This is a genomic window from Streptomyces naganishii JCM 4654 (assembly GCF_014650575.1).
GTDB lineage: Bacteria > Actinomycetota > Actinomycetes > Streptomycetales > Streptomycetaceae > Streptomyces > Streptomyces naganishii.
Map to the genome: position 1 here is coordinate 55,734 of NZ_BMVF01000002.1, position 25,991 is coordinate 81,724.

Genomic DNA, 25,991 nt, shown 5'->3' on the forward strand with positions numbered 1-25,991 from the left:
CACGGGGAGCGGACGGCGGGTCAGTCGCGCTTGCAGATGCGGTCGAGGAGGTTGGCCGTGGCGCGCTGGATACGGGGGTCGGTGTGGCCGGGGCGGTCCAGGGCCGGGGACCAGGCGAAGGTGCCGGAGGCGAACACCAGGGCTCCCGAGGGCGCCCGGTACAGCGAGGTCTCCTGGTGGCGCAGGACGCCCTCGCCGTCGGTGTACGGCGAGTGGGCGAGCAGGATGCGGTCCTCGTGGTCGGGGAGCGGGGTGCGCGGGAAGTAGCGGTCGGCCTCGCCCGCGACCAGGCCGGCGATCTCCTCGCCCTCCGCGGCCCCGGTCGCCTCCCACAGCCAGTGGCCGGCGTTGCGGACGATCAGAGGGTGCGGCTCGGGGACGCGGCCGGCGTACTGGATGCCGACCAGCTGCTGCTCGGGCCGGTCGATCTCCCGCCACAGGAGCGGGCGGCCCGGGCCCTTGCGTTTGCGGCAGGTGAGCAGGCGGTCGGGGACGCCGGAGGGGGAAGGGCCGAGCTCCACCTGCCAGTACATGGTGTTGGCGGACAGGAACACCAGCGAGGTGCCGTTCTCCCGGGCCAGTTCCACGGTGCGGCGCATGCTCGCCGACCAGTACTCGTCGTGGCCGGGGAAGACCAGGCCCCGGTAGCGGGTGGGGTCGACTCGGCCGGCGTGCAGGTCGCGGGCGTCGGCGTAGGCGAGGTCGTAGCCGTAGCGCTCGGCCCAGCGGATGAAGTCGTAGGCGTGGCCGACGTGCAGGGGCAGGCCCGCGCCCGCGTACGGCCGGTCGAAGGAGACGGTCGTCGCCGCGTCGGCCTCGCCGAGCAGCCGGCCCTGCTCGTCCCACGCGTGGTAGAGGCTCGCGCCGGTGCGGCCGTCCTCCGGGTAGAGGTTGTAGGCCTGCCAGGTGATGTCGGGCAGGAGCAGCAGCAGGTCCGCGGGGTCGTCGTCGCGGACCGTGAAGGGGATGTGGGAGCGGTAGCCGTCGTCCGTGGTCAGTACGGCGACGTAGGCGCCGACGCTCCAGTACGACGGGATCTGCAGGCGCCAGGACAGCCACCAGTGGTGGCAGGAGACCGTGCGGTCGGCGGTCAGCGGCGGGGGCTGCACGATGCCGGAAAGACGCGGGCTGGTGGTGATCTTGGCCGCGCCGTCGCCGCCGTAGTGGCCGATGCGGTAGACGTCGACGCCGAACTGCTGGGGCGGGTCGACCGTGATGTGGAAGTCGATCGCCTCGCCGGGTGTGACCGCGCCGGTGGAGGCGAAGCCCTTGATCTGGCGGCGCACGTCGTCGGCCGAGCGGGGGCCGCCGCCGGAGGGGCGGGGGGCCGGGACGCGGGGGGCGGTGGCGGTGGCCTTGGCGGTCCGGGCGGAGGGCGTGCCGGGGGCGGTGCCGGGCGCGGGCTGCGGGTCCACGTACCAGGGGACGACCTGGCCGGTGTCGTCGAAGTAGGTCTCGCTGCCGCGCAGCCAGGGGACGGGACCCTGGCCGAACGGGTCCGTCACGGCGTGCGCGAGTGCTCCCGACTCCCAGCGTCGGATGTGCTCCGGTGCCATGGCCGTCCCCTCCCTCGTGCCCCCGTGGTCCGCCTTCGACGGATGTCGTATGTCGCGAGCGTTTGCCAGGTGCGCGATCGGTCCAAGCACATCACATTACGCACGCAGGCTGTCACTATTCGTTGCGAATTGGCCGAAAGTGGAAGCGGGGGGTCCGGTACTCCGGCCGGGCGACGCGCATCGCCCGAGGTCAGACCAGGCGCACCGGCTTCTCCGGACGTATGCCCGAATCGATCAGCCAGGCCCGCAGCGGGGCCGGATCGCCCTCCTCGACGAGGGCGAGGACCTTGGGGCCGAGGTCGGTGGCCCTGCCGCCGTTCAGGAGCAGGGCGGGGCCGTCGAGCCAGTCGAGGCCGGGGGTGGCGCCCGCGGTGTCCATCGCCGCGCAGCAGACCATCGCGGTCACGTGGTCGGCGAGCAGGTCCCGGCCGCTGCGGGGCGGCTGGAGGGGGAAGAGGGGCAGCGCGCCCTCGTCCCAGGCGAGCGTGCCGGCGAGCAGGCCGGCGTCCTCCGCCGGCACCGTCCGTGCCGCCGGGGCGGCCGCCTCCTCGCGGGCCAGCTCGGCGCTGAGCCCGGCGGCGAGCACGGCACCGCGCTCGTTGGCCAGGTCGGTGTCGTCCGTGTCGTCCATGCCGTCCGTGTCGTCCTCACTGCCCTTCTCGGCCTGCGGGACCGGCGGGACCTGCGGGGCCACGGAAGCGGCCGGCGTGGGCGCCGGCGTGACCGACGTCGGGGTCTGGTGGTCCACGGTCAGGTGGTCCAGGACGCGGGCCAGGGTCGGTCCGTACGGGTCGGACGCCGGCGGGCCGGGGGAGCGGCGCACGCCCAGCGAGTCCAGCACCCGGTGCAGACGGGCCGCGTCGGTGCGCCACTTGCGGTCGACGACCTCCTCCGGATACTCCTGCCAGTCGACCGGGGCCCAGTCCGGGCCGCGCTCGGCCGGACCGCCATGGAAGAGCCGGGCCGCCAGCAGCGAGGCCGCCTCGTCCACCGTGCCGGGCTCCTCCAGCAGGTCGCAGGCGGGACGCTCGCCGAGCCGCGAGGCGAACCCCTCGGCCAGCCGGTCCCGCCGGGACAGCTCGGTCAGGGCCGCGACCACGCCCGCGTCCAGCCGGGACGGCCAGCGGCCCATCCGCCAGGCGGGGAGCGCCACCCGGGTCAGCAGCCGGTCCCAGCCCGCGTAGGCCAGGCCCACCTGCTCCTGGGCGACGATCCGCAGGCCGTAGTCCACGGCCTGCGCGCGCTCGGCGGCCGCGGACGCCACCCCCCGCTCCATCTCCGCAGCGTGCTCCCGGCAGCCGCGCAGCAGCAGCCGGGCCACCCAGCCCAGGCCCGCGCACAGCGAGCGGGACGGGGCGCAGCGCCCGGACGTCGAGGCGACGGCCACCGCCGCGTCGAGGCCACGGACGAAGCGGCGGGCCGCGGCTATGTCCGGGTGCGCCGAGGGCCCCGTACCGGCGACGACCGGGGCCAGGACCGCCCGCAGCTCACCGACCCGCATCCACCACAGGAAGGGGGAGCCGATGACCAGCACGGGGGCCACCGGTATCCCGCGCGGGCGGGACGGGGGCAGGCCGCGCAGGCCGTCCGCGCCGTCGTGCTCCTCGCGCGGGGGCGGGCCGTGGGCCGGGTGGGTGCGGTCCTCCAGCCAGCTGTCGCAGTCCGGCGTCAGGGCTATCGCGGACGGCGCGGGGACGTCGAGGCGGTCGGCGAGGTCGCGGACCAGGCGGTACAGGTCGGGGGCGGACTCCTCGGGGATCGGGACCGTCGGGCTCATGGCGGGGCGGGCCCGGGCGACGACCAGGCCGACGCCCGCGGCCAGCAGCAGCACGACGACCGCCACGGCGCCCACCACCCAGCGGGCGACGTCCCAGCCCCGGCCCACGAGGTGGCCGGTGCCGTCGCCGGCGAAGAGGATCACCGCGAGGGCGGCGGGCAGCAGGGCGACGGCCAGCGCGCGGCTGCGCACGCGCAGCACGGCGAGGGCCTGGGAGCGCGCGGCCTGCGCGCCGATCTCCACACCCGTACCGGTCACGACCGGTCGTCACCCCCTCCCGGCAGTCCTGGTGTTGCTCACTCCCCCACTGTGACACCCGCCACTGACATCGCAATGCCGGTGGGCCAAGTGCCGGAACACCTGCGCCGCACCCTAGTTGGGGGCCCGTCCCCCGTCAGCCGGATGGGGCATTGCTCACTCGATGGAATGGCTTTGGTCAGAGGTGGGCGACGTACTGCAACGATCAGGCCCCGGATTTCGTCCGGGGCCTGTGGGCCTGGCGAGCCGCGCCCGGCGCGACCCGCCGCGAGCGGGCAGGGCGTGCGCTACGCGCCCGCGGCCGCCTTCGCGGCGATGTCCGTGCGGTGCTGGGAGCCGTCGAGACGGATCCGGGCGACCGCGGTGTACGCGCGGTCCCGGGCCTCGGTGAGGTCCTTGCCGGTGGCCGTGACGGACAGCACGCGGCCGCCCGCGCTCACCACGTCGTCGCCCTCGCGCCTGGTGCCCGCGTGCAGGACGTAGGCGTGCGGGGCGTCCACGGCGGCGATCTCGTCCAGTCCGGTGATGGGGTCGCCGGTGCGCGGGGTGCCCGGATAGTTGTGCGAGGCGACGACCACGGTGACGGCCGCGTCGTCGCTCCAGCGCAGCGGCTCCAGATGGGCGAGCCCGCCGGTGGCGGCGGCCATCAGCACACCGGCCAGGGGCGTCCTCAGCCGGGCGAGGACCACCTGGGTCTCGGGGTCGCCGAAGCGGGCGTTGAACTCGATGACCCGCACACCGCGGCTGGTGATCGCCAGACCGGCGTAGAGCAGACCGGAGAACGGGGTGCCCCGGCGGCGCATCTCGTCCACCGTGGGCTGGAGCACGGTCTCCAGGACCTCGTCGACCAGCTTGGGGTCGGCCCACGGCAGCGGGGAGTACGCGCCCATGCCGCCGGTGTTCGGGCCCTTGTCGCCGTCCAGGGCGCGCTTGAAGTCCTGGGCGGGCTGGAGCGGCAGCACGGTCACGCCGTCGGTGACCGCGAAGAGGGAGACCTCGGGGCCGTCGAGGTACTCCTCGATCACCACCCGCTCGCAGGCGGCCGCGTGCGCCCGGGCGGCCTCGGCGTCCTCGGTGACGACGACGCCCTTGCCGGCGGCGAGGCCGTCGTCCTTGACCACGTAGGGCGGGCCGAAGGCGTTGAGGGCCTCGGCGACCTCCTCGGCCGTGGTGCAGACGTAGGAGCGGGCCGTGGGCACTCCGGCGCCGGCCATCACGTCCTTGGCGAAGGCCTTGGAGCCCTCCAGCCGCGCGGCCTCGCCGGACGGGCCGAAGACCGCGATGCCCGCCTCGCGCACGGCGTCGGCGACCCCGGCCACCAGCGGCGCCTCCGGGCCTACGACGACGAGGTCGGCGCCCAGCTCCGTGGCCAGCGCGGCGACGGCGGCGCCGTCCAGGGCGTCGACCCGGTGCAGTTCGGCGACCTCGGCGATGCCGGCGTTGCCGGGCGCGCAGTGCAGCGCGGTGACGTCGGGGTCGAGGGACAGGGAACGGCACAGGGCGTGCTCACGCGCGCCGCTGCCGATGACGAGGACCTTCACGGGGTCAGCCTAACGGCAGCGGGCCGATCGGGTTTGTGCGGGCCGCCGAGGGCGCGGTCGCGGGGCGTTCGTACGTTCCTCCGAGCCGCGGCCCGGCACGACGAGGTTGTCCGGCGCACGGGGCACGGGGCAGCGTCGGCGCCGCTGCTCGGTCTACCCGGTCTACTCGGTGGTGTACTCCTCGACGACCGTCGCGCCCAGCTCGCGCACGATCAGTTCGTGACCGGAGAGCGCGGACTCGTTGAGGTCGGGGTCGTCGTCCTCGGGGATGTCGTCCTCGGGGGCCACCGGGACCGCACGGGGCGTGGAGGGCGCCGTCTCGGAGGCGGGGGCGGGCCGCGTCTCCGGGGCCGGCGTGGCCGGGGGAGCGCCCGGGGAGCCGACCGGGGGGCGGGCGGGCGACGCGGCGGCGGGCGCGGCGGGCGGCCTGGCAGCCGCCGTACGCGCCGCCGCTGGGGCGCCGCCTCCGGGACCCGCGCCGTATCCGCCGGAGCCGTATCCGCCGGAGCCGTATCCGCCGGGGGCGGGGGGTGCGGAGCCGCCGCCCGTGGGGTCGACGACCGCCTCGATCTTCCACTGCACGTTGAACTGCTCGGCCAGCGCCTGGCGCAGCACGTCCTCGCTGCCGCTGCTCGCGAAGTTGTCGCGGGCGCCGGCGTTCACGAAGCCGATCTGGAGCGTGGTGCCGTCGAAGCCGGTGATCTGGGCGTTCTGGCTGAGCAGGATCCAGGTGAAGCGGCGGCGGTTCTTCACCGCCTCCAGGATGTTCGGCCACAGCGTCCGCGGGTCGAGCCCGCCGGCGGCGGGGGCCGTGGAGGCGGATGCGGCCGGGGCAGGGGTGGAGGGCGGGGTGGGTGCGGAGTGCTGGGGCGGTGCGGAGGGGGCGCCAGGGGCCGCGGCCGTGGGCCAGCCACCGGGCCGCCTGCCACCGCCCGCCGCGGTGGCGGTGGGCCAGGCACCGGGCGAGGCGGGCGGCTGCGGGTGTTCGGCCGCGGCGGGAGCTGCCGCTACGGAGGGCTCACCGCGACGAGCGCCCGCCGCGGGCGCCCCGGCGCCATCACCCCCGGCAGACGCACCGGGACCGACGGGCGCACCGGCCCCGACGCTCCCCTCGCCCTGGCCCTCGTCCCCGGGAGCCGCGGGTCCCCCAGTCGCGGGAGCCGCAGGACCCCCGGCCCCGCGCACGGCGGCCCGGGCAGCCGCGACACCACCGCCGGGGGGCACCGCACCCGGGACGGCACCGCCACCGAGGGGCGCCACGGCGCCGGCACCGCCCCCATGCGCCTCGGGTCCGGGCACGTACCCCATCGGGGGCGTCCCTGCCCCCGTGGAGAAGCTCACGCCGCGCTCCAGCCGGTCGAGGCGGGCCATGACCGAGCGCTCGTCGCCGTACGCGGCGGGCAGCAGCACGCGGGCGCAGATCAGCTCGAGCTGGAGGCGCGGGGAGGTGGCGCCGCGCATCTCCGTGAGCCCCTCGTTGACGAGGTCGGCGGCGCGGCTCAGCTCGGCGGCCCCGAAGGAACGCGCCTGGGCCTGCATCCGCTCCAGGACTTCGGCGGGCGCGTCGATGAGGCCCTTGTCGGTGGCGTCGGGCACCGCGGCGAGGATGACGAGGTCCCGCAGCCGCTCCAGCAGGTCGGCCACGAACCGGCGGGGGTCGTTGCCCCCCTCGATCACACGGTCGACGACCTCGAAGGCGCCGGCGCCGTCCCCGGAGGCGAAGGCCTCGACGACGGAGTCGAGCAGCGAGCCGTCGGTGTACCCGAGGAGGGAGGTGGCCATGGCGTAGGTCACACCTTCCTCCCCCGCACCGGCCAGCAGCTGGTCCATGACGGACATGGAGTCACGCACGGAACCACCGCCGGCGCGCACGACGAGCGGGAGCACGCCCTCCTCGACGGGGATGTCCTCCTTGCCGCAGACCTCGCCGAGGTAGTCCCGCAGGGTGCCGGGCGGGACGAGCCGGAAGGGGTAGTGGTGGGTCCGCGAGCGGATGGTCCCGATGACCTTCTCGGGCTCGGTGGTGGCGAAGATGAACTTGAGGTGCTCGGGTGGCTCCTCGACGACCTTGAGCAGAGCGTTGAACCCGGCCGACGTGACCATGTGGGCCTCGTCGATGATGTAGATCTTGTACCGGCTGCGGGCGGGCCCGAAGAAGGCCTTCTCCCGCAGGTCACGGGCGTCGTCGACGCCACCGTGCGAAGCGGCGTCGATCTCGATGACGTCGATGGACCCCGGCCCGTTCCTGGCCAGGTCCTGGCACGACTCGCACTCCCCGCACGGGATGGGCGTCGGCCCCTTCTCGCAGTTCAGGCAGCGGGCCAGGATGCGGGCGCTGGTCGTCTTGCCGCAACCGCGCGGACCGCTGAACAGGTACGCGTGATTGACCCGGTTGTTCCGCAGCGCCTGCTGCAGCGGGTCGGTGACATGCTCCTGCCCGATGACCTCGGCAAAGGACTCCGGTCGGTAGCGGCGGTACAGCGCGAGAGACGACACGCATACGAGGTTATAGGCGCCCACCGACAACGGGCCCGGCCCACGGACGTGACCTCGGGAACGCGGGCCCGCGGCCCGCCCGCCGCCGCTGCCTGGAACGCAAGCGCCCCCCACGCACCCGCCAGAGCCAACCTACCCTTGCTGCCTTCCGGCCCTGGGGGAGTTCAGTCAGATAGCGCCGCGTGAGGGGCTGCCGAAAGAGTACCTGATCCCGGGAGCCGGGAACGAGTTCGCGAGCACTCCTCCGGGTCATGTAATGTTTCCGGCGGAGGATTCGCCTAGAGGCCTAGGGCGCACGCTTGGAAAGCGTGTTGGGGGCAACCCCTCACGAGTTCGAATCTCGTATCCTCCGCCAGTGCCTCACCGGGCACGATGTCGAAGGGCCCCACCGTTCGCGGCGGGGCCCTTCGACGTTACTCAGACCGCGTTGTCCTGGTCTTTGTCCACAGCGAGGTTTTCTGGGGCTGCCCAGATGGCACGCTCGATCTTCCGGGCCGCTTCCTTGAGCATGGGATCGGTCACGTGCAGGTACCGCGCCCGCATCCGGGCGGCGCCGCCCGGCTCCCATCCCATGATCTGGTCAATGACCCGGTCCGGGACCCCGAGCAGCATCAGCACGGTGCCCGCGGTGTGCCGCGCATCGTGCAGACGTCCGTCCCGGACGCCGGCGTGAGCGGTGCCCGCCTTGCTGCCGGCGCTCTGCATCCGGCGGTGCGGACTCTCCCAGGTGCTCGGGCCCCAGGCGGTCGATGCGGTGCCGGCCGATGCCAGGCACCAGGTGCACCCTGACCGCCACCTCGTATCCGGCGTACGTGTTCTCGCTCACGACCGGCTTGGCGATGTTCTCGACCGAGTGCTCAAGCCACTTGCCACCATCCACGGCTTGCCGGGCTGGCGCGCGGACCCTTCGTCGCGCTGCTTCTCCAGGCACCGGACCGCGTCCACCAGTTCTTTGCAGCTTCCCAAGATGAGGGCTCAGGCACCGTCGTCGCCTGGGCCGTCGCGGCTGCCTTGGTCGACGGCACTGGCAGCGTGGCGAGCCCACACCCTCCTCATGCTCGCCGACAGGCAGAGGCGATCAGTCGAGCCACACGAGCATGGCGTCATTCGCCGCCGCGGCAGCTTCGAAGAACTGCATCAGGCCGTCGTACCAGGGACGCCCCCACTCAAGCGCTCCGGGCCCATCCCATCCGAGGGGATACGCCCCAGCCAGGGGGTACACATCAGCCCCAGTCCTCATCCTCGGCAAACGGCTCCTCGCCGTGGATGATGTCCACCGGGAAGTCGGCGCGCGTCAAGAGGAAGCCCAGCATGTCCCAGGTCTTCGACGTGCTGAAACGACGTGCTTCGGTCGGCGCAGGTCCTGACTCTTCCTCAGCGTCCTGGACCCCTTCGGCGAAATCCAGCGCCCAGTCAGGGTCCTGAATCGCCCGGTCGAGCTCAGCAGCCGTAACGCGCAGGTACTCACCGATCATGCTCATGGCCGGAGACCGCGCTTCACGCACTGCCGAGGAAGAGCGCGCGTGAGCTACGTGCCCTCGTACGGGCCCTCGACAGGAAGATCCTGGCGAGAGCGAGGGTGATCCCGGCTGACAGCCTGGACGTGCCATGGTGGTGAGGCCAGCTCTGGAACCATGGGCGGCCGTCTCAGTTTCCGTCTCATTCAGCGCCGTTCACGGCCGTTCAGACGAGACCGAAGCCGGTCGCCGCTCTCGCGGCCGACCCGCGAGGGCGCGGAGTTCAGCCGGTGGCCGTCAAGGCGTCGAGCAGTGAGTCCGCCCAGGACGGGTCGTAGTGGTCCAGGCGCGGGAAGCCGCCCTGGCCGGGCTTGCCCGTCCACGCGTAGGAGACGCCGGGATTGTGCGCGGCATGGCCGCCGGGAGCGAACAGGTGCGGGCTGCCCTGGATCTGCGGCCCCTGGGCGGTCCTCCACTGCTGGAAGACCTCGGCGCGGCCACGCCCGGCGGCGAGGGCGTCCGCCAGGGCGTCGGTGTCCAGGTGCTCGCACTGCTCGGCGATGTCGAGGATCACCGAGTGCATGCTGATGCACCTGCTGTCGGTGTAGAACGCCGTGCGCAGCGCGGTGTCGAGTTCGTCGGCGGCCCGCAGTCCACCCACTTCCGCCGCTTTGGCCGCCTGGACGGCTTCGAGCGCCGGCAGGGTGGTGACCGGGTAGTGCGACTCCCGGCCGCCCCACAGCCGCCAGCCCAACTCGGGGCGGTGGGCGGCGATCGTCACGATCTCGGAGTCGAGGATGTCCTTCGGAGTCGGCTGCCTGTTGAACAGCTCCAGCGGGAAGGCTCTGTGGTCGACGGAGATCTCCCTTCCTCGCCGGTGCGCCGCGGCGTGGAGGGTGTGCAGGGCCAGCGTCGCCCAGGGGCAGCCGATGTCCGACCACACGGTGATGACGGGGACTGGCACGAAGGCTCCTGTCGGTCGGGGGCGGCCGGTGGCGGTGGCCGCCCCCGGCGCGCGAGCTCAGGTGGGGCGTTACGCGTTCACCGCGGCCTGGTCGACGGCAGCCACCGGCCGCGCCTGGCGTCCGCCGGCCGGCAGGAGCCGCTCGAGCGCCCACGGACCAGGACCGAAGGTGGCGAGCAGCAGGAATATCCAGGCGTACAGGGCAGACGGCTCACCGTTGTTCACCATGGGCAGCAGGCCGGTCGGCTGGTGCACGCTGAAGTAGGCGTACGCCATCGATCCGGAGCAGACCAGCGCCGCCTGCCGCGTGAACAGGCCGAGCGCCACCAGGGTTCCCCCGACCAACTGGATGGCGGCCGCCCACCAGCCCGGCCAGGCCCCGAACGGGACCGTCCCGCCGTGCGTGCCGACGGCTCCGCCCAGCACCCCGAACAAGGACGCGGCGCCGTGGCAGGCGAAGAGGAACCCGACGACGATACGGACGAGTGACTGCACGGGACCAGCGGCCTTGGTCCCGACGGACTCTGCAGAGCGGTACATGAGCAGCCTCAGCTTTCACTGCGCGGGGAATGGGGACGTGCGATCGCGGATGCACTGCGTGGGGAAGGGGCGGCGGAGGCGATCAGCCGTGGCCGGCGGCACCCGCCTGGCGACGCGAGACGCTACATGGATGCCGCACGCATGCGGATTTCCATACGGCGAACACTCGGCCAATCCCGGAAGCAGGCCAGGTCAGAGGGGTTCTCCGTGACATTCCGTCAACGCGTCCGAGAGTAAGAGCCGGTTGTGACTGTGATCACCAGCGACCGTCTCACCTCGTCGAACCAGTGGTTTCACCCTCGTTCACCAGTGGGTTGTTGTGAGCCGCAACGTTCCCGTTCAAGCTGCAAAAGCCTCCCCCCACTCGGGCAAACCGTCGCCTTCCGCTTCCCGCGGAGCGGCCGACGGCACCATCCGTGCGCAATGGCGGGCACCAGTTATGGAGGGACCGATGATCGGCCATCTGTGCCGTACTGCGGAAAAGAACGAACCCACGCTCGTGCTGGACCGCAGAGCGTTGCCCGACGACAGGCGGGAACTCCTCAGTGCACTCCTGGTGGCACGTGACTGGCTGGCCGATCACCACGGGGCCGACATCGCGACGATCGCCATGATCGAGCCGTCCGCCGACCCGCATGCCGACCTGGACTACCAGTTCGCCCAGTACCTGCCCGGCACGCCGCCGCGTTTCTCGCTGCGCGGCAGTTGCGGGCACTCCATCCTCTCCTCCGTCGCCGTGGCGCAGCGCCTGGCCTGGCTGCCGCGCCTGGACACCGCGTCCCGGCCGCGCGTCAACGTGCTCAACACCGGTGACCGCGTCGAGTGCGAGGTCGACGGAACGAGCCGCACCCTGACGTTCGCCATGGAGTTCGCCTACCAGCCCCCTCGGCGCCTGCGTGAGCTGCTGCCCACCGGGTCGCCGTGCGAGGAACTCGACGGCGTGCCCGTGTCCTTGGTGTCCGCCGGCAATCCGTACGTCTTCGTCGACGCCGCCGGCCTCGGCCTGGACGACCAGGAGGCCCTGTTCGCCGACGACGCGGCGGTGCGCCGGCGGCTCACCGGCATCCGCCGTGCCGCCGCCCGCCGCCTGGGCCGGCCGGAGGGCGGCGTGTTCCCGAAGGTCGCCGCGGTCGGCCAGTACCAGTACCGGCGCCTGGCGGTGCTGGCCCTTCCGGCGCCGGGACGGTCCGCCCCGCTTCCGCCGGCCGACGCCATCACCGTCGCCGCCGCCGCGGTGATCGACGGCACGATCCCGCAGGGGCTGGCCCAGCGGGGCTGGAGCCGGCTGGACGAGCTGGTCGTCGACACCCCGGGCGGAACCAGCGTGGTCCGGCTCACGGTCTCCGGCAACACCACGGACGACACCCTCACCCGTGCCAGCGTGCGACGCGGGACCGTCCGGTACGACGGCCCCGTATTCCTCGAACCGCTGCGCGACCTGATGTTCGCACCCGAGGACGTCCCGCTGCCCTGCGCGGTCCGCTGACGTCCCGTCAATCAGCCGGCGACACACCAACCCGACCGACAGGTGGTCCACGCATGCCCTCCGACCCGCGCGTTTCCCCACCGGCCCCCGGACTGGCGCGGACGCTGGACGCCGCGCTCACGGCGCTGGCTCCCGCGGTGTGGGGCAGCACCTACCTGGTGACGACGGAACTGCTGCCGCCCGGCAGGCCGTTGCTGGCCTCCACCGTGCGGGCGCTGCCCGCCGGGCTGGTCCTGCTCGCGGTCGGCCGGAGGCTGCCGCGGGGCGTGTGGTGGTGGCGTGCCGTGGTGCTGGGCGCGCTGAACATCGGCCTCTTCTTCTACCTGCTGTTCGTGGCCGCGTACCACCTGCCCGGCGGGGTGGCCGCGCTGGTGGTCTCCGCCCAGCCGACCGTCGTGCTGCTCCTCGGCGCCGCGCTGCTGGCGGAGCCGGTCCGCCCGCTGCAGGTCACCGCCTGCCTGCTCGGCGTCACAGGTGTGGCACTGCTCGCCCTCACCTCGCAGGCCGGCGTCGACCTCACCGGCATCGCGGCCGGGGTCGCCGCCGCGGTCAGCATGGCCGCCGGCATCGTCCTCACCAAACGCTGGGGACGGCCCGGCGGCGTGGGCGTGCTGACGTTCACCGGCTGGCAGCTCACCGCGGGCGGTCTGCTGCTCGCTCCCGTCACCCTGGCCGCCGAAGGGCTGCCCACCCGCGTCACCGGCGGCAACATCGCGGGTTTCGCGTACCTGAGCCTGATCGGGGCGCTGCTCGCCTACGCCTTCTGGTTCCGGGGCATCGGACGGCTTCCGGCCCTGGCGGTGTCGGTGCTGGGCTTCGCCAGCCCGCTCGCTGCGACCGTCCTCGGATACCTCGTCCTCGACCAGAGCCTCACGCCTCTCCAACTCGCCGGCGCCGCGGCGGTCATCGCCGCCGTCGCGCTGGCCCAGATCCCACAGCCGCCACGCGCCGGGAAACGGGCCGACCGCCCGTCACCGGCGTCGACTCGCAACCACGCACCCGCAGTCAAGGGGAAACCGTGACCACAGCACAGCCCACCGCACGTTCCACGGCTCGCGTCCACGACCTCCGCCTGGGCGGATGCCTGCCGGACCTGCTGAGGGAGCAGGCCGTCGTGCAGCCCGGGGCCACCGCCGTCACCAGTGGCAACGAGAGCCTCACCTACCGGGAACTGGAAGCCGCCGCATCACGGCTGGCCGGCCGCCTGAACGCTCTGGGCGTGTCACTCGACGACTGCGTCGGCCTGTACGCCGAACCGTCGCTGGATCTGATGACCGGGGTGTGGGGCATCCTGTTCGCCGGTGCCGCGTATCTGCCGCTGTCCCCGGAGTATCCCGAGGAACGGCTGCGCTACATGATCGAGGACAGCGGGGCCCGCGTCATCGTCGCCCAGGACCACCTCGCGGCCCGGCTCCGCGGCCTCGCCCCGCGCGACACCCGCATCGTCACCCTCACCGACGCCCCGCGGGACCCGGCCGACACCACGCGGGTCCCGGCCGCCGGCCCGGTGGCGCCCGCGCCCCGCAATCTGGCCTACGTCATCTACACCTCCGGCAGCACCGGACGGCCCAAGGGCGTGCTGATCGAGCACCGCAGCATCCTGAACCAGATGCAGTGGATGCAGATGTGCGGGCACCTGGGGCCGCGTACCACCGTGCTGCAGAAGACACCGATGAGCTTCGACGCGGCGCAGTGGGAGATCCTCGCCCCGGCCGTCGGCGCCCGCGTGGTGATGGCCGCGCCGGGCAGCTACCGCGACCCGGAGGCGCTGATCACCGCCATCGCCCGGCACGAGGTGACCACGCTGCAGTGCGTGCCGACGCTGCTGCAGGCGCTGGTGGACACCGAGCAGTTGGGCTCGTGCACCACGCTGCGCCGGGTGTTCTCCGGCGGTGAGGCGCTCTCCCGGCAGCTGGCCCGCACCTTCCTCGACGAGGTCCCGTGGGCGTCGCTGGTCAACCTGTACGGGCCGACCGAGTGCACCATCAACGCCACCGCCCACCTCGTCGACCCGGACGCGCTCGCCGACGGCCCCGGCTCGGTGCCCATCGGGGTGCCGGTCGACAACACCCAGTGCTACATCCTGGACGAGAACCTGGCGCCGGTGGACATCGAGGAGACCGGTGAGCTGTACATCGGTGGCGTGCAGCTGGCCCGCGGCTACCTGGACCGGCCCGAGCAGACCAAGGAGCGGTTCGTCCCCTCGCCGTTCGTGCCGACCGAGCGGCTCTACCGGACCGGCGACCTGGCGTACTGGAACCCCGACGGCACGATCCAGTTCAGCGGCCGCACGGACAACCAGGTCAAGCTGCGCGGCTACCGCGTCGAACTCGACGAGATCGCCCTGGCCATCGAGGAGCACACCTGGGTGCGCCGCGCCGCGTCGATCACCGTCCAGGACCCGCGCACCGGCTCCACCAACCTGCTGGCGTGCGTCGAACTGAACCCGAAGGAAGCCGCCCTGATGGACCAGGGCGTCGCCGGCGCGCACCACCAGTCCAAGGCCAGCAAGCTCCAGGTGAAGGCACAGCTGTCGAACCCGGGCCTGCGGGACGCCCATGAACTCGACGGCAGGCCCGTGGTGCCGCTGCCGGGCCGGCAGGAGACCGAGCGGCAGCGGCGGGAGACGTTCGCCCGCAAGACGTACCGCTTCTTCGACGGCGGAGAGGTCACCCGCGAGGACGTCCTCGCCCTGCTCGCCCCCCGCCCGGCACGCGCGGACTCCCGCAGCCTCGCGGACCTCACCTTCGGTCAGCTCGGCGAACTGCTGCGCTGGTTCGGCCAGTTCCGCAGCGAGGAGCGGTTGCTGCCGAAGTACTCCTACGCCTCACCCGGCGCCCTGTACGCCACACAGCTGTACCTGGAGACGGACGGCCTGGACGGCCTGGACGCGGGCGTGTACTACTACCACCCCGCCGACCACGCCCTGGTGCGGATCGCCGACGCCCCGCGGAGCACGCAGGGCACCGGAGCACGGCTGTCGGCGCACTTCGTCGGCAAGAAGCGGGCCATCGAGCCCGTCTACAAGAACAACATCCGCGAGGTGCTCGAGTTCGAGACCGGCCACATGCTCGGCGTCTTCGAGGAGGTACTGCCGGAGTACGGCCTCACCGTCCGTCCCGCCGCCTGCCGGCCGGCGGTGATGGACGTCCTGGACGTCGCCTGTGAGGACTACTACCTGGGCACCTTCACCATCGACCGCCACGACGGCCTGCCCCAGGACGACCCCATCGACATCTACGTGCAGGCCCACCCGGGCCGTGTGCGGGGTCTGCCGGCCGGCCAGTACCGGTGGACCGGCCGCGACCTGGAGCACATCTCCGACGCCCTGCTCCTGCCCAAGCACGTGATCGCCATCAACCAGCAGGTGTACGAGCGCGCGAGCTTCGGCATCACCGCGGTGAGCCGCGCGGCCGACGAGTGGCGGCAGTACATCGCCATGGGCACCGCGCTGCACCACCTGCAGCGCAACGCCCGGCGGATCGGCCTGATGTCCTCCGGCTACAGCTCGAAGACCGGCCACCCGCTGCCCGCCGCACGGCGCGTGGACGACATCCTCGCCTCCTGCTCGATACCCACCGGCCCGTCGTACTTCTTCCTCGGCGGCAAGGTCAGCGAGGAACAGATCCGCAGCGAGGGCATGAACGAGGACGTGGTCCACATGAAGGGCCCGGCCGAGTTGATCCGGGACGACCTGGTGGAGCGGCTCCCCGACTACATGATCCCCAATCGCGTCCTGGTGCTGGACCGGCTGCCGCTCACCGCGAACGGGAAGGTCGACGTCAAGGCCCTGGCCGCCGGCGAGCAGGTGCGGTCCGCCGACACCGGCAGGCCCTACGTCGCCCCCGCCACCCCGGCGGAGCGGTGGCTGGCCGGGGCGTGGGCGAAGGCGCTGAAGTACGAGGACGTGTCCGTGGAGGACGACTTCTTCGCCTCCGGCGGCAACTCGCTGATCGCGGTGGCGCTCGTCAACCGCATCAACCGGGAGTTCGGCCTGAGCCTGCCGCTCCAGGTCGTCTTCGCACACCCGAAGCTCGCCGACCTCGCCGCCCGCATGGAGGACGACGGCGCCGCACCCTCCTCACGCCTCGTCCCGCTGCACGCCGAGGGCACCGGCCGCCCGGTGTTCTGCTGGCCGGGGCTCGGCGGCTACCCGATGAACCTGCGCCTGCTGGCCCGCGAGGCCGCCGCCGGCCGGCCGTTCTTCGGCATCCAGGCGCACGGCATCAACGCCGGTGAGACGCCGTACCCGACGATCCGCGAGATGGCGGCCGCCGACGTGGCCGAGATCCTGCGCACCCAGCCGGAAGGCCCCTACAGCCTGTGGGGCTACTCCTTCGGCGCCCGTGTCGCCTTCGAGACCGCCTGGCAGCTCGAGCAGTCCGGCCACCGGATCGACCACCTGCTGCTGATCTGCCCCGGCAACCCCGAGGTCCGCGCGGAGGGCGCCGACCGCTTCGGCCGCGAGGCGAGCTACCGCAACCCCGTCTACGTCGCCATCCTGTACTCGGTGTTCACCGGCACCGTCAGTGGCCCCGACGTGGACGCCTGTCTCGCGGCCACACGGGACGAGGACAGCTTCGTGAGCTTCGTCCACGACCGTCTGCCCGGCCTCGACGAGCAGTTGGTCCGCCGTGTGATCCGCATCGTCGCGGAGACCTACGAGTTCGAGTACTCCTTCCGCGAACTCACCGAACGCCGCCTGGACGCACCGGTGACCGTCTTCAAGGCGACCGGTGACGACTACTCGTTCATCGAGTCCCACTCCGGGTACTCCACCACCCCGCCGGCCATGGTGGAGCTGGCCGGCGACCACTACAGCGTCCTGAAGGAACGGGGCATCGCGGAACTCGCGCAGGCGATCCGATCCCGCCTCGGCATGTAAGCCGTCCCGCCCCTGCCGCCCAGCGAACTCGCGGCAGGGGCAAGGACGGGTACCGCGTCCGGCGGCCACGACCTGGCCGCGCTGCGGAAGCACCGGGCGGTGATCAGTGGGTGGTTCCCGAGGTTCGGGGTGTGGTGGTGGGGGTCTTGCGGGGGGTGGGGGACGGGGAGCCGGGCTTGCGGGTTGCCGTCGGCTTGCCGGCCGTGGGGGGCTCTGCGGGGGTCGCTCTCGGCAGGCGGTGACGGGGGGCGGGGCGGCGGGGCGGGCGGGTGAGGGTGATCTGGCGTACGAGTTGCTGGAAGCAGGCCAGGGACGCCAGGCCCGGCAGGGCGGCCGCCGAGATGTCCACGATCGTGCGGGGTGCCTGCAGGACGCATAACAGCATCGCGATCGAGGAGAAGAGCAGCACCACGCACCAGGAGTGCACCGCCCGGCGCTGGTGCAGCGCGGCCCGGAGCACGGAGAGCGACGCCACCAGCCAGGGGCCGTACACCAGCAGAGGCCACCAGGAGGCGACCCCGGTCTCCATGCGGGCGATGGCCACGATGCGCAGGGGGTCGTAGGAGACCATGCCGCCGAAGAAGCTCACCGCGGAGGCGATCACCGCGGCCACGGCGGCGATGACCTGGCTGACGGTGCGGATGCTCTTCAGCTGCCCGCGCCGGCGCACCTTCCGGTGACCGCGGGGCACGTCGCTCCTCAGCCGCCTCAGCGGCGGCAGCTCCGCGGTGATCTCCCGCAGATTGTCCAGGGGGGAGCCGGGGGCCGGTTCGGTCACCGGCATTTCGTCGCGGGAGGTGGGGAATTCCTCGCGGGCGGTGGGGGTTTTCGGGCGGTCGGCCTCCTGCATCGCGTCCTGGAGCATGAAGGCCAGTTCCTCGGCGGGGTCCCAGCCCGAATCCGGCGGAACCAAGGGTGTCGAGAAGAACTGGTCCGGGGCCCGGTGCCGGCCCGTGGCCGTCCCCGCGCCCACGCCCGGCCCCGGTCCGGCCTCCTGGTGATTGAGCGGGTAATCGCTCACGCCCGTGTAGCCGGGAACATAATCTGACACGTAGTCGGTCATGTAGTCCGTCACCTGACTGGTTACCTGGCCGTCCACGTAGTCGGTCACATAGTCGGTTACATAATCGGTTACGTAATCATCCAGGTATCCACCAGTGTGATCATTCTGGTGACCCGTGAAATATCCGGAACGGCGGTCGATACGTTCGTCGTACATTACCCTGCCCGGCTATTCGGCACGCGAGTAGGCGGACCGGCCCTCCCAACGGACCCAGCGCCGGGCGAGATCGGCTTCCAGCGCGCTCATCGCATCCAGGAAATCTCTCAGCAACGGCTCGGTGACCTTGAGCGGAACCGGCAGGCCGCCTCTGGTGAGGGTGCCGTTGACGGTGGCCGACGCGTGCACCGGGGCCGGGGAGTAGGTGTAGGGGCCCAGCGCCACCGCGTGTGAAGCACTCGTGTTCTGCCGCTCTTGACCGACGAACAGACCCAAGTACCCTTCCCTGGTTGCCTTAGTCATATCCCGACTAACGCCGCCAAAGTTCCCCGGATGCGCGGCATTCGGGTGAAGGAATTCCCGATCAGACCCGATCGGACCTGAATTGTGCGATCGGATGTCTCGTCCTTCTAGCCGACGAGATGGACGACGTCCGGCCCAGTGGACGGCCCAGTGGACGGCCCGGTGGACGGCCCGGTGGACGCCCCGCCGGCCGGACCGCCCGACGGACCCGGACTCGCCGGGCGATTCGCCACCGCCGGCTCTCCGCCGTATGGTCGGCAATTGCTTTGCAGTACGTCGACCATACGCCGCCGCCGCTGCAATTCCACCGTGTCGACGCGCCACATCCTGCATTGGTGCGGCGGCAGGAAAATCGACCCGACCGTGCAGCCGGAAGCGCACACGATGAGCGTCCAGACGGTGATGTTCCCCACTCTTCTTCCTCTTTTCGCTTTTTCGCCTCGTCGCCGTTTCCGGCACCGTGCCCCACCGCATGACATCGACATAACGTCGACGCATATGCGAGGTTACGGAGCGTGTGCGCTACGGTCCGCCCCGCCCGGGTAACCGGCTGTCATGGGCGAGATCCTGGTGGGCGCGTGTTCGTGGACGGACCCGGCGCTGGTGCGCAGCGGCTGGTATCCCAAGGGGTCGCGGGACCCGGAAGGGCGTCTGCGCCACTACGCCACCCGCTTACCGGTCGTCGAGGTCGACTCCGGCTACTACGCGCTCCCCTCCGCCCGCAACAGCCGGCTGTGGGTGGAGCGCACCCCGGACGGTTTCGTCTTCGACGTGAAGGCCTTCTCCCTGCTCACCGGGCACCCCACCCGGCGCGGCGCACTGCCGCCCGATCTGCGCGAGGTGCCCGACCCGACAGATCCCCGGGTGCTGGACGCCGTATGGGAACGGTTCGCCGAGGCGATCGGGCCGCTGCGCGACGGCGGCCGGCTGGGCAGCGTGCTGTTCCAGTTCCCGCCGTGGTTCCGGCCGGGCGCACCGGCCGGGGAGTTCCTCGCACAGTGCGCCGAGCGCACCGCCAAGTGGCCCGTCTCCGTGGAGTTCCGGCACCCCGCGTGGTGGCGGGAGGAGCAGGCCGACGCGACCGCCACGCTGCTGCGCGGGCACGGCTTCGCCGCCGTCGCCGTCGACATGGCGCAGACGCTGCCCTCGTCCGTCCCGCCGGTCACCCCGGTCACCTCGCCCCGGCTGGGTGTCGTCCGCTTCCACGGGCGCAGCACGGCCTGGGGCGCCGGGAGCAAGGAGGACCGCTTCCGGTACGAGTACGCCGACGCGGAGCTGGCCGAGTGGGTGCCCCGGCTGCGCGCGCTGGCCGCCCGGGTGGAACGGCTCCACGTGCTGTTCAACAACTGCTGCGCCGACGCGGCCGTACGCGCCGCCGAGCGGATGCGCGCGCTGCTCGACGGAGGCTGATCCGCGGCCGCCCGTCGAGCGGGCGGGAGACCCGCGAGACCCGCGGCTAACGCGACACCTCGATCGTCCGCGACTCGCTGACCTGGTCCAGCTCCGAGACCCGTACCGTCGCCTTCATGGTCCAGGTGCCGGGCATCGGGAGGTTGAGGGAGTCGGTGCCCCAGTAGCCGCCCCGGTCGGCGAGCCGGGCGTCGATCGGGCCGATCCCGCGGGCCGGCAGGGACAGCGACAGCCGGAGTTCGGGCACGGCGGCCAGGCCACCGTCGGGGCCGAAGACGACCGCCTCCACCGCGTTCTGGCCGACGCGGCCCGGCTCCAGGGTGATCTGCACCTTGCCGCGGCCGCCCGGCGTGCCCACGTCGAACGGGATCACCGTGACGGCGGCCCCCGGCGCCCCGGCCGAGGGGGCGGCCTGTGCCGCCTCGGCGGCCGCCCGGCCGGGCAGGGTGCCGGAGAGCACCGTGGTGATCACCAGCACCATGACGCCCACGCCGACCTCGGTCAGCACCGAGCGGCGCAGCCCGCGCAGCTGCGCGTCCGGTGCGAACGGTCCCGCCGGTTCCGCCGCCGCGGGCAGCGACGGTCCGCCGGCCCGCTGCGGAACCCGCTCCCGCGCCGCCGTCGTGGCACGGCTGATGCCCCGTACGGCGGCCTCCGCGTCCGTCGCCACCAGCCGTGCCGTCCACCGCCGCGAGAGGCCGGCGGCGGCCAGCAGCAGGGCCACGGCGACCAGCTTGACCAGCAGCAGCCTGCCGTACGCGGTCTCGGCGAGCGCGGTCCAGGAGCCGAGGCCGCGCCAGGACTGGTAGACGCCGGTCAGCACCAGGACGGCTACGGAGGCGAAGGCGACTCGGGAGAAGCGGGCCACCGCGGACGTCAGTCCGGGCACGTCGAACCGGGCGGTCCCGGGCGCCTTCGCGGCGGGGGTCTCGACGGCGTCCCGGGCCGGGTCCGCCCCGCCTGCGGGTGTCGTCTCTCCGGCCGGTTCCCGGGCGGCCGCCGCCGGCCTCTGAAGGGCGGTCAGCAAGGTCAGCAGGGCCGTCAGGCCGCCCAGCCACACCGCCATGGCCAGCAGGTGCAGCACCGAGGACGTCATCGCCGCCGGCACCTGGACGCCCGCCGAGGCGTGGTCGGATGCGGCCCAGGTCAGCGCGAGGGCGAGGGCCAGGACGACGGCCGCGCCGAGGAACCGGGGAGAGGGCCGCGCGGGCCCACCGCCTCCCCCGCTCTTCCCGGAGCCGTCGTCGGCGCCGCGCCGGGTCAGCCGCGGCAGAAGTACGGCCGTGGGGGCGAGCAGGAGCAGGCGGGCCAGCAGCGCGAGGCCGGGGCGGCCCGACAGGGTGCGGGCGAGGGCCGCCGGGTCGAGGGCGCCGGCCGGGCCCGAGCCCGTCTCGTAGGGGGCGCGAAGCGCCAGCAGGGCCAGTGTGGAGGCGAGCAGGGTCCACCAGCCCGCGAGCAGCGGCCGGCGCAGCGGGCCCGGGTCCGGCGGGCGGCAGATCAGGACGAAGGCGGCCGCGCCGATCAGCAGGGCCGCGCCGCCGTACGCGGCGTAGCGGGCGAGGTCGTGGAGGCCGGCGGTGGCGGGGTTCTCAGCGGGGCCGGTGTCGATCGCGGCCGCGGTCGGGGAGGGCTTGCCCACCGAGAAGGTGAAGGCGCCGGAGACCGGGTGGCTGTCGGCGGACACCACGCGCCACGCCACGGTGAACGTGCCCTCACCCAGGCGGCCCGGGAAGGCCACCCGTGCCGTGTCCGGGCGGCCGGGGGCGTGCCGGGCCTCGCCGGTGTGCACGCGCCGGCCCTCGGGGTCGAACAGCCGGAAGGAGTCGTCGAGCAGGCCCACGGACTCCGTGAAGGTCAGCGTGACGCTGTGCGGCGCGGACTTGAGCACCGTTCCGTCGGCGGGGTCGGTGGAGCGTACGGCGGCGTGGGCCGCGGCGGGCCCGGCGCCGCCGAGGACGAGCAGGACGAGGAGGGCGCCGAGCAGCGCCGGCCGTTTCCACAGCGGCCGCGGTCGGGTCACGTCACTTCTCCCTCTCGGGACTGGGGCCTCTCTTCCGGGTCCTGCCGCTGGTCGCCGGGTCCGGTCCACCGGTGGGCGAGGTCGCTCGGAGCCCGCCCGATCCGGAAGGAAGGCCCTGGCCGGCTTCCCGATAGGTACGGACCCGGGCGGCACAACGCTCAGCGGGGCCCGCCGGTTCACCGGCCCTCTCCCGGTCCAGGCCGCCTCAGAAGGTACGCGGGAAGGCCGCCCGCCGGGAGAGGAAGGCCAGTGGGGCGCGCTTCTCGGACGCACCGTAGGCACCTGACTCACTGTCCAGGGCCGGACGCAGTGGCCGGGCCGTCCGTCCCGCCCCGGCTGCGTCCCGCCGTCCGCCGCGCGATCATCGGGACCATGGACGTCACACTGCACCTCGCCCAGGACCCCGACGCCGACGCGCTCCTCGGCCGCAGCCCCCTCGCCGCACTGATCGGGATGCTGCTGGACCAGCAGATCCCGATGGAGTGGGCGTTCAAGGGACCGGCGACGATCGCCCGGCGCATGGGCACCGACGACCTCGACGCCCACGAGATCGTGGCCTTCGAGCCGGAGACCTTCGCCCGGCTGCTCTCGGACAAGCCGGCCGTGCACCGCTACCCGGGCTCCATGGCCAAGCGGATCCAGCAGCTGTGCCGGTACCTCGTCGAGCACTACGACGGCGACCCCGAGGCGGTCTGGCGGGACGTCGAAAGCGGCCGTGAGCTGCTGCGCCGGCTGGCGGAACTGCCCGGGTTCGGCAAGCAGAAGGCGCAGATCTTCCTCGCCCTGCTCGGCAAGCAGCTCGGCGTGCGGCCCGAGGGGTGGCGGGAGGCCGCGGGGGCGTACGGCGAGGAGGACTCCTTCCGGTCCGTCGCGGACATCACCGGGCCCGAGTCGCTGGCCAGGGTGCGCGCGCACAAGCAGGAAATGAAGGCGGCGGCCAAGGCGGCGAAGAGCACCGAGACAGGCAGGACGGGCGAGACCGGCAAGGCCGAGTGAGCAGGTAAGGCCGGGTCAGACCGGCGAGTGACCTCCGGCGGCCGGTTCTCGTCAACACCGCGCCGGGCCCATACGCCGTGCGGGCGGTTCACCGGGTGCGCGAGATGAACGGCGTACGGCCATGCCCGGCGACCCGCAAGCGGTCCTTCGCGGAGAGGCGACGAGCGTCCGGTCACCGTCTCCTGCGGGCCGTGCCGAACAGGGAGCGGGTGATCTCACGGCCGATCTGGCGGCCCGCCGACCGGGCCAGGGACTTGAACACCCCGCTGCTGACGACCTGTTCGACGACCGACGGCTCCCGGCCGCCGTCCTCCCCCCGCCGTTCGGCCGGCCGCGGCCGCTCCGCCACGCGCGCGGGCTGTTCCTCCTCGCGGGCCGCCCGCGCGGCCGTCAGCTTCTCGTACGCCGACTCGCGGTCCACAGCCTGTGCATAACGGCCGTACAGCGGGGACCCCTCGGCCGCGCGGTCCAGGGCCGCCGCGTCGACCGGGCCCATCAGGGACTCGGGCGCCCGCAGCCGGGTCACCGCGACCGGGGTCGGGGCGCCGCTCTCGCTCAGCACCGTGACGACCGCCTCGCCGGTGCCGAGGCCGGTGAGGATCTCCTCGAGGTCGTAGCGCGAGTCGGGGAACGTCTTCACGGTGGCCTTCAGCGCCTTCTGGTCGTCGGGGGTGAAGGCGCGCAGGGCGTGCTGGACGCGGTTGCCGAGCTGGCCGAGGACGTCGGAGGGCACGTCCTTCGGTGTCTGGGTGACGAAGAAGACGCCGATGCCCTTGGAGCGGATGAGCCGCACGGTCTGCGTGATCGACTCCAGGAACGCCTTCGAGGCGCCGTCGAACAGCAGGTGCGCCTCGTCGAAGAAGAACACCAGCTTCGGCTTGTCCGCGTCGCCGATCTCCGGCAGGTCGTGGAACAGGTCGGCCAGCAGCCACATCAGGAACGTCGAGAAGAGCCGCGGCCGGTCCTGCACGGCGGGCAGTTCGAGCACGGAGACGACCCCGCGCCCGTCCCCGGCCGTGCGCAGGAGCTCGGCGGTGTCGAACTCCGGCTCGCCGAAGAAGTCCGCCATGCCCTGGGCCTCGAACGCGGTCAGCGAACGCAGGATCACCCCGGCCGTGGCCGTGGACAGCCCGCCGATGTCCTTCAGCTCCTGCTTGCCCTCGTCGGAGGTGAGGAAGGCGACGACCGCCCTGAGGTCCTTGAGGTCGATCAGCTCCAGGCCCTTGGTGTCGGCGTAGTGGAAGATCAGGCCGAGGGACTGCTCCTGGGTCTGGTTCAGTTCGAGCACCTTGGACAGCAGCAGCGGGCCGAAGCTGGTGACCGTGGCCCGCAGCGGGATGCCGTGGCCCATGCCGCCAAGGGCGTAGAACTCGGTGGGGGACCCGCCCGGCGTCCACTGCTGGCGGACCTCGGCGGCCCGGGAGCGGAGGCGGTCGTTCACCGCGCCCGGCTCGCCGATGCCGGACAGGTCGCCCTTGACGTCCGCGAGGAAGACCGGCACGCCCTGCGCCGAGAGCTGCTCGGCGACCAGCTGGAGCGTCTTGGTCTTGCCCGTGCCGGTGGCGCCCGCGACCAGCCCGTGCCGGTTGAGCATCGGCAGCGGGATCCGGATCTGCGCGTCCGGCAGGCAGTGCCCGTCCCAGATGAGCGCGCCGAGTTCGAGAGCCGGCCCGCCAAAGGAGTAACCGGAGGCGATCTCCTGGGCCTCGGGCGGGAGGGCGGCACGCGCGGCGGACGGGGAAGCCGGAGTGTCCCGGGCGTCCTGTCGCGACATGCGCCCACCGGTGGCGGGCGTCGTGTCGTGGTCGGTCATCTCAGCCCCTGTTCCCGATTCGCCCGGGTTTGCTGCGGCATTTCCAGCGTCGCACTCGGGCGGCGAGGCTGCGCCCGGAAGCTCTTGACCGGTAGGCTTTCCGTGTGATCTTCAAGCGCATCGGAAACGGCCGGCCGTACCCCGACCACGGCCGGGAAAGCACCCGGCAGTGGGCGGACGTCGCGCCGCGCCCGGTCCGCCTCGATCAGCTCGTCACCACCAAGCAGCAGCTCGACCTGGAGACCCTGCTCGCGGAGGACTCGACCTTCTACGGCGACCTCTTCGCGCACGTCGTGAAGTGGCAGGGCGATCTGTACCTGGAGGACGGCCTCCACCGCGCGGTGCGGGCGGCGCTTCAGCAGCGCCAGGTGCTGCACGCGCGCGTGCTCGAGCTGGACTGAGCGCGGGCCTCACGCCGTCGGCGGTACGGCCGTGGGCCTCTCCCGGAACCGGCCGTTCCGGGACGGCTTGGACCTTTCGGGTTCTGCTGGGCGGCATCCAATGATCATCTAGTAGGAATCACCGCCCAGGCGCACTAGTCTGCGCCCATGAGCATGCTGACTCCCCCCGGCATGGGCGGGAAGTACCGGATCACGGGGAACAAGTACCCGCGGATGCGCAGGCCCCGGCGGCGCGGCAGGCTCGTGTTCCTGGCCGTCGCCTCCGTCGCCGTGCTCGGCGTGGCCGGCTGGGGCACTCTGCAGCTCATCGACGTCTTCACCGGCGGCAAGAAGGCCGTGGCGGCCGGCGCCAAGGGCGACTGCACGACGAAGGCGGACCGGGCGGCGACGTCGAGCCCGTCGCCCGCCGCGAGCGCGCGCGACCTGCTCAAGCCGGGCCAGATCACGGTGAACGTCCTGAACGCCACGCCCCGCAAGGGCCTCGCGAAGCAGACGGCCGACGAGCTGAAGAAGCGCGGCTTCCGCATCGGCCAGGTGGGCAACGCCACCAAGGAGTTCGACAAGAAGGTCAAGGGCTCCGGCATACTGCTCGGCCCGGCCTCGGCCCTCAACACCTCGCTGCCCGTGCTCGCCACCCAGTTGGCCGGCGCCGAGCAGCGCACGGACACCCGCAAGGGCGCCGACGTGGACCTGATCATCGGCGCCGGCTTCAAGGGGCTGACCCCTCAGCCGGCCGCCGCCCAGGCCCTGACCGCCCTCACCGCACCGCGGCCGAGCGCCACGGCGGTCGGCAAGAACTGCTGAGGACGGTCGCCGTCGGGGTGGCCTGTCCGGCCGCCCCGCACAGTGGGCCGGCCTGCCCGGCCCCC

Annotated in this window: 18 protein-coding genes, 1 tRNA gene, 1 other RNA gene and 1 pseudogene; 8 read left to right on the forward strand and 13 right to left on the reverse strand. The window is 72.8% G+C overall.

Going from position 1 to position 25,991, the window contains the following annotated elements; genetic code table 11:
- Window positions 1–20: 20 nt before the first annotated feature.
- From IE217_RS03065 to ffs, 5 genes are all read right to left on the reverse strand, one after another.
- Window positions 21–1,556 (reverse strand): N,N-dimethylformamidase beta subunit family domain-containing protein, encoded by a 1,536-nt coding sequence (locus tag IE217_RS03065; RefSeq protein WP_190176128.1) that lies wholly within the window; start codon window positions 1,554–1,556, stop codon window positions 21–23.
- Between the two features lie 190 nt (window positions 1,557–1,746).
- A complete protein-coding gene (locus tag IE217_RS03070) occupies window positions 1,747–3,591 on the reverse strand; it encodes a hypothetical protein (RefSeq protein WP_190176129.1) in 1,845 nt (614 codons plus the stop codon).
- Window positions 3,592–3,878: 287 nt separating this feature from the next.
- Window positions 3,879–5,132, reverse strand: a complete 1,254-nt coding sequence (gene purD / locus IE217_RS03075; protein WP_190176130.1) for a phosphoribosylamine--glycine ligase — start codon at window positions 5,130–5,132, stop codon at window positions 3,879–3,881.
- A gap of 162 nt (window positions 5,133–5,294) precedes the next feature.
- A complete protein-coding gene (locus tag IE217_RS03080) occupies window positions 5,295–7,628 on the reverse strand; it encodes a DNA polymerase III subunit gamma and tau (protein ID WP_190176131.1) in 2,334 nt (777 codons plus the stop codon).
- Between the two features lie 96 nt (window positions 7,629–7,724).
- Window positions 7,725–7,823, reverse strand: an RNA gene (gene ffs, locus IE217_RS03085) — signal recognition particle sRNA small type.
- Window positions 7,824–7,895: 72 nt separating this feature from the next.
- On the opposite strand from ffs, the gene IE217_RS03090 reads away from it, so the two are divergent.
- Window positions 7,896–7,983: transfer RNA gene (locus IE217_RS03090), tRNA-Ser, on the forward strand.
- 62 nt (window positions 7,984–8,045) lie between these two features.
- Here the strand turns inward: IE217_RS03090 and IE217_RS03095 are convergent.
- From IE217_RS03095 to IE217_RS03110, 4 genes and pseudogenes are all read right to left on the reverse strand, one after another.
- A pseudogene (locus IE217_RS03095) lies at window positions 8,046–8,579 on the reverse strand (site-specific integrase); the annotation flags it as partial.
- A 272-nt stretch (window positions 8,580–8,851) separates the two neighbouring features.
- A complete protein-coding gene (locus tag IE217_RS35170; protein ID WP_308432681.1) occupies window positions 8,852–9,109 on the reverse strand; it encodes a DUF1877 family protein in 258 nt (85 codons plus the stop codon).
- A gap of 259 nt (window positions 9,110–9,368) precedes the next feature.
- Window positions 9,369–10,049 carry a DsbA family oxidoreductase gene (locus IE217_RS03105; RefSeq protein WP_190176132.1) on the reverse strand — a complete coding sequence of 227 codons (681 nt, stop codon included), beginning with the start codon at window positions 10,047–10,049 and terminating at the stop codon, window positions 9,369–9,371.
- Between the two features lie 69 nt (window positions 10,050–10,118).
- Window positions 10,119–10,589 (reverse strand): DoxX family protein, encoded by a 471-nt coding sequence (locus tag IE217_RS03110; RefSeq protein ID WP_190176133.1) that lies wholly within the window; start codon window positions 10,587–10,589, stop codon window positions 10,119–10,121.
- A gap of 451 nt (window positions 10,590–11,040) precedes the next feature.
- Here IE217_RS03110 and IE217_RS03115 point away from each other — a divergent pair, with 451 nt between their 5' ends.
- Genes IE217_RS03115 through IE217_RS03125 form a run of 3 tightly spaced genes read left to right on the forward strand, consistent with a single transcriptional unit; the run spans window position 11,041 to window position 16,960 of the window.
- The gene (locus tag IE217_RS03115) at window positions 11,041–12,075 is read left to right on the forward strand and encodes a PrpF domain-containing protein (protein ID WP_190176134.1); all 1,035 of its coding nucleotides are present in this window, start codon (window positions 11,041–11,043) and stop codon (window positions 12,073–12,075) included.
- A gap of 53 nt (window positions 12,076–12,128) precedes the next feature.
- On the forward strand, window positions 12,129–13,097 hold the full coding sequence (locus IE217_RS03120) for an EamA family transporter (protein ID WP_190176135.1): 969 nt from the start codon (window positions 12,129–12,131) through the stop codon (window positions 13,095–13,097).
- The gene (locus IE217_RS03125; protein WP_190176136.1) at window positions 13,094–16,960 is read left to right on the forward strand and encodes an amino acid adenylation domain-containing protein; all 3,867 of its coding nucleotides are present in this window, start codon (window positions 13,094–13,096) and stop codon (window positions 16,958–16,960) included. Before IE217_RS03120 ends, IE217_RS03125 begins: the two co-directional genes overlap by 4 nt.
- Before the next feature lie 103 nt (window positions 16,961–17,063).
- Here the strand turns inward: IE217_RS03125 and IE217_RS03130 are convergent, their stop codons facing one another.
- Complete coding sequence (locus tag IE217_RS03130; protein WP_190176137.1) at window positions 17,064–18,023, reverse strand: DUF2637 domain-containing protein; 960 nt, start codon at window positions 18,021–18,023, stop codon at window positions 17,064–17,066.
- Between the two features lie 168 nt (window positions 18,024–18,191).
- Complete coding sequence (locus IE217_RS03135) at window positions 18,192–18,455, reverse strand: hypothetical protein (protein ID WP_229864999.1); 264 nt, start codon at window positions 18,453–18,455, stop codon at window positions 18,192–18,194.
- 582 nt (window positions 18,456–19,037) lie between these two features.
- On the opposite strand from IE217_RS03135, the gene IE217_RS03140 reads away from it, so the two are divergent.
- Complete coding sequence (locus tag IE217_RS03140) at window positions 19,038–19,892, forward strand: DUF72 domain-containing protein (RefSeq protein WP_190176138.1); 855 nt, start codon at window positions 19,038–19,040, stop codon at window positions 19,890–19,892.
- 46 nt (window positions 19,893–19,938) lie between these two features.
- Here IE217_RS03140 and IE217_RS03145 read toward each other — a convergent pair whose 3' ends face one another.
- Complete coding sequence (locus IE217_RS03145; RefSeq protein ID WP_229865000.1) at window positions 19,939–21,912, reverse strand: copper resistance protein CopC; 1,974 nt, start codon at window positions 21,910–21,912, stop codon at window positions 19,939–19,941.
- Between the two features lie 372 nt (window positions 21,913–22,284).
- On the opposite strand from IE217_RS03145, the gene IE217_RS03150 reads away from it, so the two are divergent.
- A complete protein-coding gene (locus IE217_RS03150) occupies window positions 22,285–22,908 on the forward strand; it encodes an HhH-GPD-type base excision DNA repair protein (protein ID WP_190176139.1) in 624 nt (207 codons plus the stop codon).
- A gap of 172 nt (window positions 22,909–23,080) precedes the next feature.
- Here IE217_RS03150 and IE217_RS03155 read toward each other — a convergent pair whose 3' ends face one another.
- The gene (locus IE217_RS03155) at window positions 23,081–24,682 is read right to left on the reverse strand and encodes a helicase HerA-like domain-containing protein (RefSeq protein ID WP_229865047.1); all 1,602 of its coding nucleotides are present in this window, start codon (window positions 24,680–24,682) and stop codon (window positions 23,081–23,083) included.
- Window positions 24,683–24,825: 143 nt separating this feature from the next.
- On the opposite strand from IE217_RS03155, the gene IE217_RS03160 reads away from it, so the two are divergent.
- Window positions 24,826–25,122, forward strand: coding sequence for a type II toxin-antitoxin system VapB family antitoxin (locus IE217_RS03160; RefSeq protein WP_004943146.1), 297 nt, complete (start codon window positions 24,826–24,828; stop codon window positions 25,120–25,122).
- A 171-nt stretch (window positions 25,123–25,293) separates the two neighbouring features.
- Window positions 25,294–25,926, forward strand: a complete 633-nt coding sequence (locus tag IE217_RS03165) for a LytR C-terminal domain-containing protein (protein ID WP_190176524.1) — start codon at window positions 25,294–25,296, stop codon at window positions 25,924–25,926.
- The last annotated feature ends 65 nt before the right edge of the window (window positions 25,927–25,991 follow it).